9 protein-coding genes are annotated in these 13,184 nt (G+C 71.7%); 2 read left to right on the forward strand and 7 right to left on the reverse strand.

Annotated features, from left to right (window positions below; translation table 11 throughout):
• Positions 1-57 precede the first annotated feature (57 nt).
• Positions 58-1,791, forward strand: a complete 1,734-nt coding sequence (locus OG490_RS04030) for a discoidin domain-containing protein (protein WP_330294891.1) — start codon at positions 58-60, stop codon at positions 1,789-1,791.
• A gap of 81 nt (positions 1,792-1,872) precedes the next feature.
• On the opposite strand, the gene OG490_RS04035 is transcribed toward OG490_RS04030, so the two are convergent.
• The 5 genes from OG490_RS04035 to OG490_RS04055 all read right to left on the reverse strand — a co-directional run bounded on the left by OG490_RS04035 (position 1,873) and on the right by OG490_RS04055 (position 7,663).
• Complete coding sequence (locus tag OG490_RS04035) at positions 1,873-2,790, reverse strand: NADP-dependent oxidoreductase (RefSeq protein ID WP_330300764.1); 918 nt, start codon at positions 2,788-2,790, stop codon at positions 1,873-1,875.
• A gap of 174 nt (positions 2,791-2,964) precedes the next feature.
• Positions 2,965-4,329, reverse strand: coding sequence for a GH1 family beta-glucosidase (locus OG490_RS04040; protein ID WP_330300765.1), 1,365 nt, complete (start codon positions 4,327-4,329; stop codon positions 2,965-2,967).
• 38 nt (positions 4,330-4,367) lie between these two features.
• Entirely contained in the window at positions 4,368-5,261 is an 894-nt protein-coding gene (locus OG490_RS04045) for a carbohydrate ABC transporter permease (RefSeq protein WP_330294892.1), read from the reverse strand.
• Positions 5,254-6,333, reverse strand: coding sequence for a carbohydrate ABC transporter permease (locus OG490_RS04050; protein ID WP_443065750.1), 1,080 nt, complete (start codon positions 6,331-6,333; stop codon positions 5,254-5,256). Before OG490_RS04050 ends, OG490_RS04045 begins: the two co-directional genes overlap by 8 nt.
• A 10-nt stretch (positions 6,334-6,343) precedes the next feature.
• Positions 6,344-7,663 carry an ABC transporter substrate-binding protein gene (locus OG490_RS04055; protein ID WP_330294894.1) on the reverse strand — a complete coding sequence of 440 codons (1,320 nt, stop codon included), beginning with the start codon at positions 7,661-7,663 and terminating at the stop codon, positions 6,344-6,346.
• Between the two features lie 204 nt (positions 7,664-7,867).
• Between OG490_RS04055 and OG490_RS04060 the strand changes: the two genes are divergently transcribed.
• A complete protein-coding gene (locus tag OG490_RS04060; RefSeq protein ID WP_330294895.1) occupies positions 7,868-9,181 on the forward strand; it encodes an ROK family transcriptional regulator in 1,314 nt (437 codons plus the stop codon).
• 203 nt (positions 9,182-9,384) lie between these two features.
• On the opposite strand, the gene OG490_RS04065 is transcribed toward OG490_RS04060, so the two are convergent.
• Entirely contained in the window at positions 9,385-10,431 is a 1,047-nt protein-coding gene (locus OG490_RS04065) for a LacI family DNA-binding transcriptional regulator (RefSeq protein ID WP_330294896.1), read from the reverse strand.
• Positions 10,432-10,454: 23 nt separating this feature from the next.
• Positions 10,455-13,079 (reverse strand): glycoside hydrolase family 3 C-terminal domain-containing protein, encoded by a 2,625-nt coding sequence (locus tag OG490_RS04070; protein ID WP_330300766.1) that lies wholly within the window; start codon positions 13,077-13,079, stop codon positions 10,455-10,457.
• Between the last annotated feature and the right edge of the window lie 105 nt (positions 13,080-13,184).

Below are 13,184 nucleotides of genomic sequence, written 5' to 3' on the forward strand. Positions count from 1 at the left end.
CTCCGCACCGTCCGCTCCCCCCACCCGCACTCCACCCCCTCCCAAGGAGGTTCCTGCATGCTCTCCCGCATGCGCAGCACCGTCACCACGGCCGCCCTGCTCGCGGGCGTCGTCACCTTCATCCCCGCGGGCCCGGCTCAAGCCGCCGGCAGCGTCGTGAAGGTGACCGGCTCCCAGGGCAACTGGCAGCTGACCGTGAACGGTTCTCCGTACCTCGTCAAGGGCGTCACCTGGGGCCCCTCCCCGGCCGACGCCGCGCGCCTGCTCCCCGACGTGAAGTCGCTGGGCGCCAACACCATCCGCACCTGGGGCACGGACGGGAGCAGCGCCCAGCTGTTCGACGCCGCCGCCGCGAACGACATCAAGGTCGTGGCAGGTTTCTGGCTCCAGCCCGGCGGCGGTCCGGGCAGCGGCGGCTGCACGAACTACGTCACGGACACGACGTACAAGAACAACATGATGGCCGAATTCACCAAGTGGGTGCAGACCTACCGCGACAACCCGGCCGTCCTGATGTGGAACGTGGGCAACGAGTCGGTGCTCGGCCTGCAGAACTGCTACAGCGGGACGGAGCTGGAGAACCAGCGCAACGCGTACACGACCTTCGTGAACGACGTGGCGAAGGCCATCCACCGCATCGACGCCAACCACCCCGTCACCTCCACCGACGCGTGGGTGGGCGCCTGGACGTACTACAAGCGCAACTCCCCCGACCTGGACCTCTACGCGGTGAACTCCTACAAGGAGGTCTGCGGGGTCAAGCAGGCCTGGGAGCAGGGTGGTTACAACAAGCCGTACATCATCACGGAGACCGGCCCGGCGGGTGAGTGGGAGGTTCCGGGCGACGCGAACGGCGTCCCGCTGGAGCCCGGCGACCAGGCCAAGGCCGACGGGTACACCAACGCGTGGAACTGCGTCACCGGCCACCGGGGGGTGGCACTGGGCGCGACGGTCTTCCACTACGGCACCGAGTACGACTTCGGCGGCCACTGGTTCAACCTGACCCCGGCCGGGGAGCGCCGCAAGATGTACTACGCGGTCAAGCGGGCGTTCGGCGGGAACACGGCCGGCGACAACCTGCCGCCGACCGTCTCGGTGCCTTCCGTTCCCGACCCGGGCGCGGTCCCGGCGGGCAAGGAGGTGACGATCCAGGCTCCGGCGACCGACCCAGAGGGCGACCAGCTCTCGTACGAGGTGCTCTGGGGCAGCAAGTACGTGGACGGCGGCAACGGGCTGAGTTCCGTGCCCTTCACGAACCTGGGCAACGGCACCCTCAAGGCCACGGCCCCGGCCAAGACCGGCGCATGGAAGCTCTACGTGAAGGTCAAGGACGGCCGGGGCAACGTGGGCGTCGAGCAGCGCTCGGTGAAGGTGGTGCCGCCGCCGGTGGCGGGTACGAACGTGGCGCTGAACCGGCCGACGACCGCCTCCACCTTCCAGAACGACGGCTGGGGCGGCTGCCCGTGCACCCCGCAGCTGGCCACGGACGGGAACAATGCCACGCGCTGGGCGAGCAGTTGGGCCGATCCGCAGTGGCTCCAGGTCGACCTGGGGTCGGTGAAGCAGCTCAAGCACGCGCAGTTGGTGTGGGAGACCGCCTACGGGAAGGCCTACACGATCCAGGTGTCGGACGACGGGCAGAACTGGCGGACGGCGTTCGCCACTTCGACCGGTGACGGCGGTATCGACGACTTCGACATCTCCGCGTCGGGCCGGTACGTACGCCTCGACATGACCCAGCGGGGCACCGGTTACGGCTACTCCCTGTTCCACTTCGGCGTCTACGCCTGATCCTGGGCCCGACGTCACCACAGACCCCGCGCGCCGCCCGGACCTGACCCGGGCGGCGCGCGGTTGTGCGTACCCGAAGGCTCAAACCTCCAGGACGATCTTCCCGGCGGTGTGTCCGGACCGGCTGAGCTCGAAGGCGGCCGCCAGATCGGCGAGCGGGAAGGTCTCGGCGACGCTGACGGTGAGCTGTCCGGCGTCGGCCATTCGGCCGAGCTCGGCGAGCTCGGCGCCGGAGGGCCGCACCCACATCCACTGGCCCCCGGCACCGAGCACCGTGTGGTCGGCGATGGAGGCGTGCCGACCACCGTCGGCCAATACCTCCAGGGTGGTGTCGAGTACTCCCCCGACGAAGTCGGCGACGACGGTGACCCCGTCAGGAGCCAGCGCACGGACCCGCCCGGCGAGGCCGTCCCCGTACTCGACGGGTTCGCAGCCCAGCTCGCGCAGCCGATCGTGGTTACGGGCGGAGGCGGTGCCGATGACGCGGGCGCCGAGCGCGCGGGCGATCTGCACGCCGAGGGAGCCGACGCCGCCGGCGGCTCCGTGGATGAGGACGGTGTCTTCCTTGCCGGTGTCCAGGCGCGTCAGCAGCTGGTACGCGGTGAGGCCGGCCAGCGGCAGCCCTGCGGCCTGCTGCCAGCTCAGGGAGACAGGCTTGTGCGCGAGGGCCCGTACCGGCACGGTGACGAACTCGGCGAAGGTGCCGCCGTGCACGTAGTCCTTGCGGGCGTAGGCGACGACCTCGTCGCCGGTCGTGAACTCGGGGGTGTCGATGCCCGCGTACTCCACGGTTCCGGCCACGTCCCAGCCGGGCACGACCGGGTACACGACGTCCATGAGCCCGTCGAGCCCGCCCGCCATGATCTTCCAGTCCACCGGGTTGACGGAGGCGCACCGGACCCGGACGAGGACCTCACCGGGTCCGACCTTGGGCAACGGGATCCGTGTCTCGGAGAGCACCTCCACTCCGCCGTACGTGTCGTACGTCATCGCCCGCATGGTGCCCTCTGCGTGTTCGGACATCGCCCTCGCCTCTCCGTGAACCGGTGGTGTCTGCCCCTTCCCCATCCCACCACGAAAAGCCGCGCCCGCCCGGGGAGGACGGGCGGGCGCGGCGCGGCGGAGCGGCCGGTGGGGCGGCACGGGTGCGGGCGGTACGGGTGCGGGCGGTGTCTACAGGGCGCGGTGGGCGGCGATCACGTCGGCGTAGTGGCGGCCGCTGGTCTTCACCGTGCGGCGCTGGGTGTCGTAGTCCACGTGGACCAGGCCGAAGCGCTTGTCGTAGCCGTAGGCCCATTCGAAGTTGTCGAGGAGGGACCAGGCGTAGTAGCCGGCCAGGGGTGCGCCGCGGCGGGCCGCGCGGGCGCAGGCGGCGAGGTGGGCGCTCAGGTACGCGGTGCGCTCGGGGTCGTGGACGCTGCCGTCGGCGGAGACGGTGTCGGCGTAGGAGGATCCGTTCTCGGTGATGAGGATGCGCCGGGCCCCGTACTCCTCGGTCAGCCGCATGATCAGGGTTTCCAGGCCGCCGGCGTCCACCTCCCAGTCCATTCCGGTGCGCGGGACGCCGGGCCGGTCGATCATCCGGGCGTGGGGGGCGGGGCCGTGCGGGTCGGCGGCGACTATTTGCGGGAAGTAGTAGTTCAGGCCGATCCAGTCGAGCGGGGCGGCGATGGTGTCGAGGTCGCCGGGCTGCTCGGGCAGGTCGACCCCGTAGACCTCCAGCATGTCGGTGGGGAAACCGCGGCCGTGGACGGGGTCGAGCCACCAGCGGTTGACGTGGCCGTCCATCCGCCGGGCTGCGGCCCGGTCGGACTCGCTGTCGCTCGCCGGCTCCACGGTGGAGAGGTTGTTGACGATGCCGATCTGCGCGCCGGGTGCTGCGGCACGGATCGCCCGGGCTGCCAGGCCGTGGCCGAGCAGCAGGTGGTAGGAGGCGCGGACGGCGGCCGTGAGGTCGGTCCAGCCGGGGGCCATCTTGCCTTCCAGGTGGCCGATCCACGCCGAGCACAGCGGCTCGTTGAGGGTGGCCCACTGGGTGACGCGGTCGCCGAGACGTTCGGCGACGACGCCCGCGTACGAGGCGAAGTGCTCGGCGGTGGCCCGCTCGGGCCAGCCGCCCCGGTCCTGGAGGGCCTGCGGGAGGTCCCAGTGGTAGAGGGTGACGGACGGTTCGATCCCGGCGGCGAGCAGTCCGTCGATCAACTGGTCGTAGAAGTCGAGCCCCTTGGCATTGACCGGGCCGTCGCCGCCGGGCACGACGCGCGGCCAGGCGATGGAGAGCCGGTAGGCGTTGGTGCCGAGCCCGCGCATCAGGCCGATGTCCTCGCGCCATCGGTGGTAGTGGTCGCAGGCGGTGTCTCCGGTGTGGCCTCCGTCGATGGCGCCGGGGGTGCGGGTGAAGGTGTCCCAGATGGAGGGGGCGCGGCCGTCCTCGGCCACGGCGCCCTCGATCTGGTAGGCGGAGGTCGCGGTGCCCCAGGCGAACTCTCGGGGCAGGGCGGCCAGGTCGATTGCGGCCGCCGGGTCGAGAGCGGTCATGCCGATGGCGGCGGTGTCGAAACGGGTTTCCGAAAGGGTCATTTGACGGCTCCTGCCGTGAGTCCGGCCACCAAGTACCGCTGAAGCAGGAGGAATCCGGCGACGACGGGGACGCTGACGACGAGCGAGGCGGCCATGATCTGATTCCAATAGACGTCGTTCTGCGTGGAGTAGCCCTGCAGTCCGATCGCGAGGGTGCGGGTGTCGTCGTTCGTCATCACGGAGGCGAAGAGCACTTCGCCCCAGGCGGTCATGAACGCGTAGACGGTGACGGCGACGATGCCGGGGACGGCGGCCGGGATCACGACCCGCAAGAGCGCCCCGATCGGGCCGCAGCCGTCGACGGTGGCGGCCTCGTCGAGGTCGCGGGGCACCGAGTCGAAGTACCCGATGAGCATCCAGATGGAGAAGGGGAGGGAGAAGGTCAGGTAGGTGAGGATCAGTCCGCCCCGGGACCCGTACAGCGCGATCCCGGTGCTGTTGCCGATGTTCACGAAGATGAGGAACAGCGGGAGGAGGAAGAGGATCCCGGGGAACATCTGGGTGGACAGGACCGTCACCGTGAACAGACGCTTGCCGCGGAAGCGGTAGCGGCTGACCGCGTACGCCGCGAAGACGGCGATCACGACGGAGCAGGCGGTCGCCGCACCCGCCACGATCAGCGAGTTCATGAAGTACTTGGCGAGCGGGATGGTGTGCCAGATGTCGATGTACGGGCGCACGGTGAGCCCGCTGGGGATCCAGTGGAACTGTCCGGCCACGTCCTTGAGGGGTTTGAGCGAGCTGGTGACCATCACGTAGACGGGCAGCAGGACGAAGGCGGCCAGGAGGACGAGGAAGACCGCCCGCACCACTTTGAAGGAGGCCGGCGGGTCGAGCGGCGACTTGGTTCGCGCACCGCTCGCGCCGTATCGGCGGCCCTGGTCAGCCATCGGCTTTCCTCCGTCCCCGCGTCGTGAAGATCAGGTAGCCGGCCGTGACCACCAGGAGGAACAGCAGCAGCAGGACGGACATGGCCGAGCCGGTGCCGAAGTTCCAGGTCACGAAGCTGGATTGGTAGATGTGGATCGAGATCAGGTCGGCGGCGGGGGGCGCGGACTTGCCGAACATGACGAACGGCGTGGTGAAGTCGTTGAAGGTCCACAGGAACAGCACCAGGACCAGCACCTGGTTGACGGCCCCGACCGAGGGCAGGGTGATCCGGCGGATCTGCTGCCAGATGCCGGCCCCGTCCAGCGCGGCCGCCTCGTAGAGGTCCTTGGGGATGTTCTGGAGGGCGGCCATCACGATGAGGAACGCGAACGGCCAGCCCTTCCAGACCGATACGGTCAGCAGCGCCCAGAAGCTGTTGTCGCCCAGGAGCCAGAACGTGTGCTCGGCGCCGCCGATGCCCAACTGGTCGTGGAGGACGTGGTTCACCAGCCCGTTGTCCCGCTGGAACATGAACGCCCAGGTGATGACCGCGGCGTAGCCGGGGAGCGCGTAGGGGATCAGGAACAGGGCGCGCAGGACGCCGCGGCCCCGGAAGGTCTCCTGCATGAACACGGCGGCGGCCGTGCCGAGGAACCAGCACAGGCCCACCGAGAGCAGGGTGAACAGGCAGGTGGTGAAGAAGGATCCGAGCAGGGCCTCGCCGACGGGCTTGTTGATGTCCACGGCGAGTTCGTAATTGTCGAAGCCCGTCCAGGGGGCCCTGGACCAGTCCCGGATGAAGAACTGGGTCAGCTGCCGGAAGCTCATCGCGATGCCCATCGCCATCGGGACGAGGTGGATGAGCAGTTCGAGGAGGAGGGCGGGCAGGAGCAGGAGGTAGGGCAGGGCGGCGCGGCGCACGCGCCCGGTGCGGCGCACTCGGGCAGTGGTACGCCGCACCCTCCCCTTCAGGGTGACCGGAGCGACCGGTTGCTCCACCGGTCGCCCTCCTGCCTGTCCTGCCGCTTTTTCTGCCGCTTTTTCTGCCGCTCGTTCTACTGCTTGTTCTGCTGCTTGTTCTGCTGCGGGCATGGGACGGGGCTCACTTCTGCATCTGCTGCTGGGCCTTGGTGAGCTTCGCCTTGACCGAGTCGGTGGTCACCGGACGGCCGGCCGCGGCGTCAGCGAAGAGCTCCTTGACGGCGGTGCCGACGGCCGTCTCGAACTGCGACTCCTCGGGGACCTGCGGCAGCGGGGCCGCGCTGGTGGAGAGGGTGTTGCGGAGCACCGTGAGGTCCGCGTCGGCGAAGGCCGGGTCGGTCTGGGCGGCCTTGACGGGCGGGATGGAGCCGTAGGTCTTGTTGAGGAGCTTCTGCTCCTCGTCGCTGGTCATGAACTTCACGAACTTCAGCGAGCCGTCGAGGTTGTCGGTGTTCTTGAAGACGGCCATGTTGATGCCGGCGACCATGGAGTTGGTGTTCTTGCCGGCACCGGGGGCGCCGCCGGCCGGAACCGGGACGGGGGCCACGCCCCAGTCGCCCTCCTTCATCCCGTGGGACTTGAAGCTGCTGGCCGCGCTCTGCCACAGGACCATGGCGGTCTTGCCGCTCGCGAAGTCCGAGAGGGACTGGTTCTTGTCGTACTCGGCGTTGCCCGGGGCGATGATCTTGTCCTTGGCCATCAGGTCCACGTACTGCTTGACGGCGTCGACGTTCTCCGGCGTGTCGAAGGTGGGCTTGCCGCCCGCGTCGAAGAAGTTCGCGCCGTGCTGCTGGGAGAAGACGAAGGCCTGGTGGATGTTGTTGGAGAGGTTCGAACCTTCCGCGCCCAGCGCCCACTTGCCGTCCTTCGACAGCTTCTGGCCGATGGTGACCATCTCGTCCCAGGTGGCCGGGGGCTTCTCGATGCCCGCCTCCTGGAACATCTTCTTGTTGTAGTAGAGCGCGTACGACATCGAGTAGAGCGGGACCGCGGCCGGGTCCTTGCCCGCGGCGCCGGCCGAGCCGATGGCCGAGTCGACGAAGCGGCTCCGGCCTCCGATGGCGTCGAAGTTCTTGGCGTCCCAGGGCAGCAGGGCCCCGGTGGCCTGGAGCGAGGAGGACCAGGTGTTGCCGATGTTGAGGACGTCCGGGCCCTGACCGGAGGCGGTGGCGGCCAAGATCCGGTTCAGCAGGTCCGCCCAGGGGACCACCTCGAGCTTGACCTTGATGCCGGTCTGCTCCTCGAACTTCTTCAGCTCAGGGCCGAGGGTCGCCTGGTCCGCCGCGATGTCGGGGCCCTGGTTGGAGGCCCAGTAGGTGAGCTCCTTGGGGGCCGTGTTGGAACCGCCCCCGTTGTCCGCGGTTCCGCCCCCGCAGGCGGTGGCGGCTGCGAGCATGGAGACGGTGACGGCGGTGACGGCGACGGCTCGGGTTCTGCGCATGGCGGCTCGGTCCCTTTCGACAACGTGCTACAGAGTTCGACGACAAGGCCGGGGCGTGACGTGAAAACCGGGTGTGAACCGGGTCTCGGCCACTCCGTTTGTTCCAGGCCTTAATTTAGGACGTGAGTTAAGCCTCGTGAAAGGGTCGCGTCAAGGGGTCGCGCAAGGGTATGTTGCGATCGATGTCAGGGCGGAAGGAGCCACATGACCACGGGGCGCAGTGGACGTACGGTGCGGGACCTGCGAAGGGGCAACCGCAGCGCCGTGCTGCAGCGGTTGTACTTCGGCGGGCCGATGAGCCGACAGGAGCTGGGGCCCGCGACCGGGCTCAGCTCGGGATCCGTCAGCAACGTCGTCGGCGAACTCGTCGCGGACGGCCTCCTGGAGGAAGCCGGCATCGTCGACTCCGACGGCGGGCGCCCGCGTACGCTGCTGCGCATCGCCCCCGACAGCGCGCACATGATCGGCATCGACGTCGGCGAAACCCGCGTCAGGGTAGAGCTCTTCGACCTCACCCTCACCGAACTGGCCCGCACAGAAATGCCGTTGGAGCCGCGCGGCTGCTACGACGTCGGACCGATCGTCGACCACGTACGGACCGGGATCGCCACCGTGCTCGCGGAGGCCGGAGTGGGCACGGAGCGGCTCCTCGGGGTCGGGATCGGCGTTCCCGGCATCGTGGACCGCGACGCGCCCGGCGGAACCGTGGTGCACGGCCAGACCATCGGCTGGGACGCGGTCCCCCTCGAAGCACTGCTGCGCGAAACGGGAGCCGTGCCGCCCGAGGTCCCGTACATCATCGACAACGGGGCCCGCACGCTCGGCCAGGCGGAGATGTGGTTCGGGGCCGGGCGCGGGGCGCGGGACGCGGTGGTCGTGCTCTTCGGCTCCGGCGTCGGCGCGAGCCTGATCACCGACGGCTCCCCGGACGGGGGCGCCACCGAGGGCGCCCCGCTGGAGTGGGGCCACCTGACGGTCCAGGTCCGGGGGCGGCGCTGCCGGTGCGGGGCCCTGGGATGCCTGGAGGCGTACACGGGGGCGGAGTCCCTGCTGGCACGCTGGGCGGAGCGGGGCGGAGACCCGGGGGCCGGGTCGGGGCACGAGGAGGACGCCCTGGCCGCGCTGCTCGCGGCGGCGCGCGCGAACGACCCGGTGGCCCTGGAGGTCCTCGACGAAACCGCGGAGTACCTGGGCGCGGGCCTGTCGGACGTCATCAACCTCTTCCAGCCGGAGCGGATCCTGATCGGCGGCTGGGCGGGCCTGATGCTGGGCCCCCACATCCTCCCGGCGGTACGGGAACACGCGACCCGGTACTCCCTGCGCCACCCGGCCGCCCGGGTCACCATCGACATGGGCTCACTGGGCCCCGACGCGGTCACGGTGGGCGCGGCCACCCTCCCCCTGGCCGCCTTCTTCACCACGGGCGGCCGCCGCACCCCGCCGGAACCCCCCGCGGAAGCCCCGGGCTGGCAGACGGCCCTGGAGGTCCGGGGCGAGGCGGCGGCGAGGCGGGGGTAGCGGGGGTCGGGAACCCCCGTTGGACAGGGCAGGTCCGGGCAACCCCGGAACCCACCACGGGCGCAGCCCGGCATCGGGCGCAGCCCGGAAGCCGGGGACGGGCGCAGCCCTGCATCGGGTCCGGGCTTCGCCCGGGGAACGGTGGAAGGGCGGGGCGGGGAGAAGCCCCGCGCAGCGGCCCACCGGCACGCCCGGGCCTCCGGTCACCCGGAGTCGCGGATCACCAGCTCCGGCTCGAACAGCACCGCCACCGGCTCCGTGGCGGCCACGCCCGCGACCCGGTCCAGCAGCAGGCGGACCATCTCCGCCGCCATGTCCTCCACCGGCTGCCGGACCGTCGTCAGCCGGGGCCGGGCCGCCACCGCCGCGGCGGAGTCGTCGAAGCCGACCACCGCCACGTCCTCGGGGATCCGGCGGCCGTGCTCGCGCAGCACCAGGCAGGCGCCCTGCGCCATCAGGTCGTTCGCCGCGAACACCCCGTCCAGGTCCGGCTGTTCGGCCAGCAGCACCCGCATCGCCTGCTCCCCGCCGTCCAGCGTGAAGTCCGCCTCGACCACCCGCACCGCGGCGCCGCCGCCCGGCAGCGCCTCGCGGAACCCCGCCACCCGCTCCCGGCTCGCCGGTACGTCCGCCGGGCCGCCGATCGCGGCCAGCCGTCGGCGGCCCCCCGCCAGCAGGTGCCGCGCGGCGAGCCCCCCGCCCTCGCGGTGCCTCAGGTCGACCCAGTCCAGCGGGACCGGGGGCGTGGGCCGCGCGAAGAGCACGGCGGGCAGGGCCGCCGCCGCGAGCATGCCGGGCAGCGGGTCGTGGCCGTCGGTGGTGACGAGCAGCACGCCGTCCGCGCCGCCCTGCGCCAGGTACGCCAGCACCTGCGCCCGGTCCTGCTCCCCGTCGGCGAACATCAGCACCGGGTGCACCCCGCGCGGCCGCAGCGCCCGTACGACTCCGCTGACCACCCGCCCGAAGAACGGGTCCTGGAACACCCGGTCGGCGTCGGCTCCCGCGCCCGACACCACCAGCGCGACCGCGCCCGAGCGCCGGGTCACCAGCGAGCGGGCCGCCCTGTTCGGTACGTACCCGGTCGCGGCGACGGCCTGCTGGACCGCCTGCTGGATGACCGGGTCCACGTTGCGGACGCCGTTGACCACGCGCGACACCGTGGCCCGGGACACCCCGGCGGCGCGCGCCACGTCTTCCAGGGTCGGGGCCGTCCCGGCTCCGGCCCCGGTCCCCGCGCTCGTTGCGTCCATGGCGGCACTGTAGCCGCCCGCGTTCAGACGTCGAGCCCGGTCCGCAGCGGGAGGTCGCCGGCGCTGCGACCGGCGAGGACGTCGAAGCGGCCCGGTTCGGTGACCCAGCCGCGGGAGCCGGGGTTCCAGTACTGGAGCGCGCGCACGGGGACCCGTACGTACGCCGTCACCCGCCGCCCCGGCTCCGCCTCCACGGCCGCCCATCCCGCCAGCCAGCGCACGGGGCGTTCGACCGCCGAATCGGGGCGGGAGAGGTGGAGTTGGACGACTTGGCGGCCTTCGCGGGTGCCGGTGTTGCGGAGGGTCACGGGGACCTCGAACCCTCCGTCGGGGGCCGGTTCGGGTGCTCCGATCCGCTCGAACTCCCAGGTGGTGTAGCCGAGTCCGTGCCCGAACCAGTACGCGGGCTGCGCACCCGTGCGGAGCCAGCCGCGGTGGCCGATGTGCAGCCCTTCCTCGTACGGGAGTTGGCCGTCGATGGGCTGCGTGGTGCGTACGGGGGCCTCGGCGAGGGCGGCCGGCCAGGTGGTGGGGAGGCGGCCGCCGGGCTCGACGCGGCCGAGGAGCACATCGGCGACGGCGTGCCCGCCCTCCTGGCCGGGGAACCAGGTGAGCAGCACGGCTCCGGCGGCCTCGCGCCAGGGCAGTTCGACGGGCCCGCCGGAGTTGACCACGACGACGGTACGAGGATTCGCGCGGGCGATCTCCGCAACCAACTCGTCCTGGGGCACGGGCAGTCGCAGCGACTCGCGGTCGGAACCTTCGGACTCCCCGCCCTCGGTGGTGCCGACGACCACGACGACGGCATCGGCGAGCCGGGCGGCGGCCACGGCGGCCGCCAGGGCTCCGGCCGGGTCGGGTACCGGCGGGGCGGCGGTGAGGACGGTGGCCCGGCCGGTGCCGGGGGCGAGCGCGCGGCGGGCGACGACGTGCACGGGGCGGCCCGCGGTGAGCGGGACCCGGACGGTGTGCTGGGGCGGGCGGACGTGGATGACCGCCGGATCGTCGGTCCCGGGCGGGAACTCGCCGGCGAGCAAGGTCGTTCCCTTCACAGTGAGTTGAAGTGCGCCGAAGCCGCCGAGCCCGAGGGTCCAGGGTCCGGTCGCGTCGGGGTGGAGTACGGCGGCGAGCTCGATGGTGTGGGCGCCGGGCGGCAGGGCGGGTTCCAGGACCCGCCCGGACGGCTGGTGCTCCGAGCAGAGCACCGCCCCGGCGGCGTCGAGCACGCGCAGCCGCACGCCCGGCTCGCCGCTCTCCGGATCGCGGCCGTACCGCGCCCCCAGCGGAGACGACCCACCGCCGCCCTCGGGCGCGGGACCGGGTTCGTACACGACCCGGACCCGGGGCGGCAGCGCCTCCCGCAGCCCGTCGAGCGGACTGACCACGCGCTGCGGGAACACCTCGGAGCTGCCGCCGCCCTGGACGCGGGGTTCCTCGGCGTGCATCCCGATCACGGCGACGCTGCGCAGCGCCTCGGGGTCCAGGGGCAGCACGCCGCGGTTCTCCAGGAGCACGAAACTCGCGGCAGCCGCGGCGCGCAGCTCTTGGCGGACGCGGATGCCTCTGTCGGCGGGGGCGGGGTCGATTCCGAGTTCGGGGTCCGTGACCTCGGCAGGCCCGGCCGCGCGCAGAGAACTCCCGGAGCCGCGGGCGCCGACGGGGTCCGGGGCCCCGGCCGTGCGGACGTACCGCTCCGGCGACTCGGCGGACCCGGCGCCCTGGGCGGACCCGGCAGGACCGGCAGGACCGGCAGGATCCGCCGACTCGGCAGGCCCAGGAGTGGCCGGCAGGCCCCCGAGAGCGCCCACGCGCCCGGCGAGGCGCAGCAGTCTGCGCACCTTCCGCTCCAACGCCTCGGCCGGGACCCGGCCCGTGCGCAGGGCCTCCAGCAGCGCCTCGCCCCACGGTCCGCCGGGGCCCGGCATCTCGAGGTCCTGCGCGGCGACGGCCGAGGCCACGGTGGAGCGCACGCCTCCCCAGTCGGAGACGACCACCCCGTCGAAGCCCCACTCCCCCTCGAGCGGGTCGGCGAGCAGGGAACTTTCGCTCATGGTCGTACCGTTGACCTTGTTGTACGCCGACATGACGAGCCACACCCCGGCCTGGACGGCGGCCTCGAAGGGCGCGAGGTACAGCTCGCGCAGCACGCGCTCGTCGAGTCTCACGTCGAGGGTGAGCCGCCCCGTCTCGGAGTCGTTGGCGACGTAGTGCTTCGCGGTCGCGGCCACTCCCTTCGACTGGACACCGCGGATGAGGGCCGCCCCCGTACGCCCCGCGAGCAGCGGGTCTTCGGCGAAGCACTCGAAGTGACGTCCGGCGAGTGGACTGCGGTGCAGGTTGAGGGTGGGCGCGAGGAGGACGTACACCCCCTTGCGGCGGGCCTCGTCCCCGAGCAGCTCGCCGAGGCGGCGGACCCGCACCTCGTCCCAGAGCGCACCCAGGGCGGTGGGCGAGGGCAGCAGGGCCGAGGTGAACCGCTCGTCCCAGCCGGGCCCCCGCACGCCGGCCGGCCCGTCGGAGAAGACGATCTCCCGCAGCCCGACGTCCGGTTCGGGCCGGGTCCGCCAGGTATCGGCCCCGGTGAGCAGTCGCACCCGCTGTACGGCATCCAGCTTGTCCGCCAGCCGTTCCACGTCGCCGTCGTACATGTCCACCTTGACACCAACCATTCGGGATCACCGGGAGAGCGCTCTCCCAGATGATCCCGGCGCTCCCGACCGACTGTCAACGCCTAACGAAACAAGCGGAGATGG

The organism is Streptomyces sp. NBC_00503 (genome assembly GCF_036346895.1).
Taxonomy (GTDB): Bacteria; Actinomycetota; Actinomycetes; order Streptomycetales; family Streptomycetaceae; genus Streptomyces.

Coding starts and splice junctions, on each gene's coding strand:
- OG490_RS04040 (WP_330300765.1), bottom strand. CDS start 4,329: ATGACCGCTCTCGACCCGGCGGCCGCAATCGACCTGGCCGCCCTGCCC.
- OG490_RS04030 (WP_330294891.1), top strand. CDS start 58: ATGCTCTCCCGCATGCGCAGCACCGTCACCACGGCCGCCCTGCTCGCG.
- OG490_RS04050 (WP_443065750.1), bottom strand. CDS start 6,333: ATGCCCGCAGCAGAACAAGCAGCAGAACAAGCAGTAGAACGAGCGGCA.
- OG490_RS04035 (WP_330300764.1), bottom strand. CDS start 2,790: ATGCGGGCGATGACGTACGACACGTACGGCGGAGTGGAGGTGCTCTCC.
- OG490_RS04070 (WP_330300766.1), bottom strand. CDS start 13,079: ATGTACGACGGCGACGTGGAACGGCTGGCGGACAAGCTGGATGCCGTA.
- OG490_RS04055 (WP_330294894.1), bottom strand. CDS start 7,663: ATGCGCAGAACCCGAGCCGTCGCCGTCACCGCCGTCACCGTCTCCATG.
- OG490_RS04045 (WP_330294892.1), bottom strand. CDS start 5,261: ATGGCTGACCAGGGCCGCCGATACGGCGCGAGCGGTGCGCGAACCAAG.
- OG490_RS04060 (WP_330294895.1), top strand. CDS start 7,868: ATGACCACGGGGCGCAGTGGACGTACGGTGCGGGACCTGCGAAGGGGC.
- OG490_RS04065 (WP_330294896.1), bottom strand. CDS start 10,431: ATGGACGCAACGAGCGCGGGGACCGGGGCCGGAGCCGGGACGGCCCCG.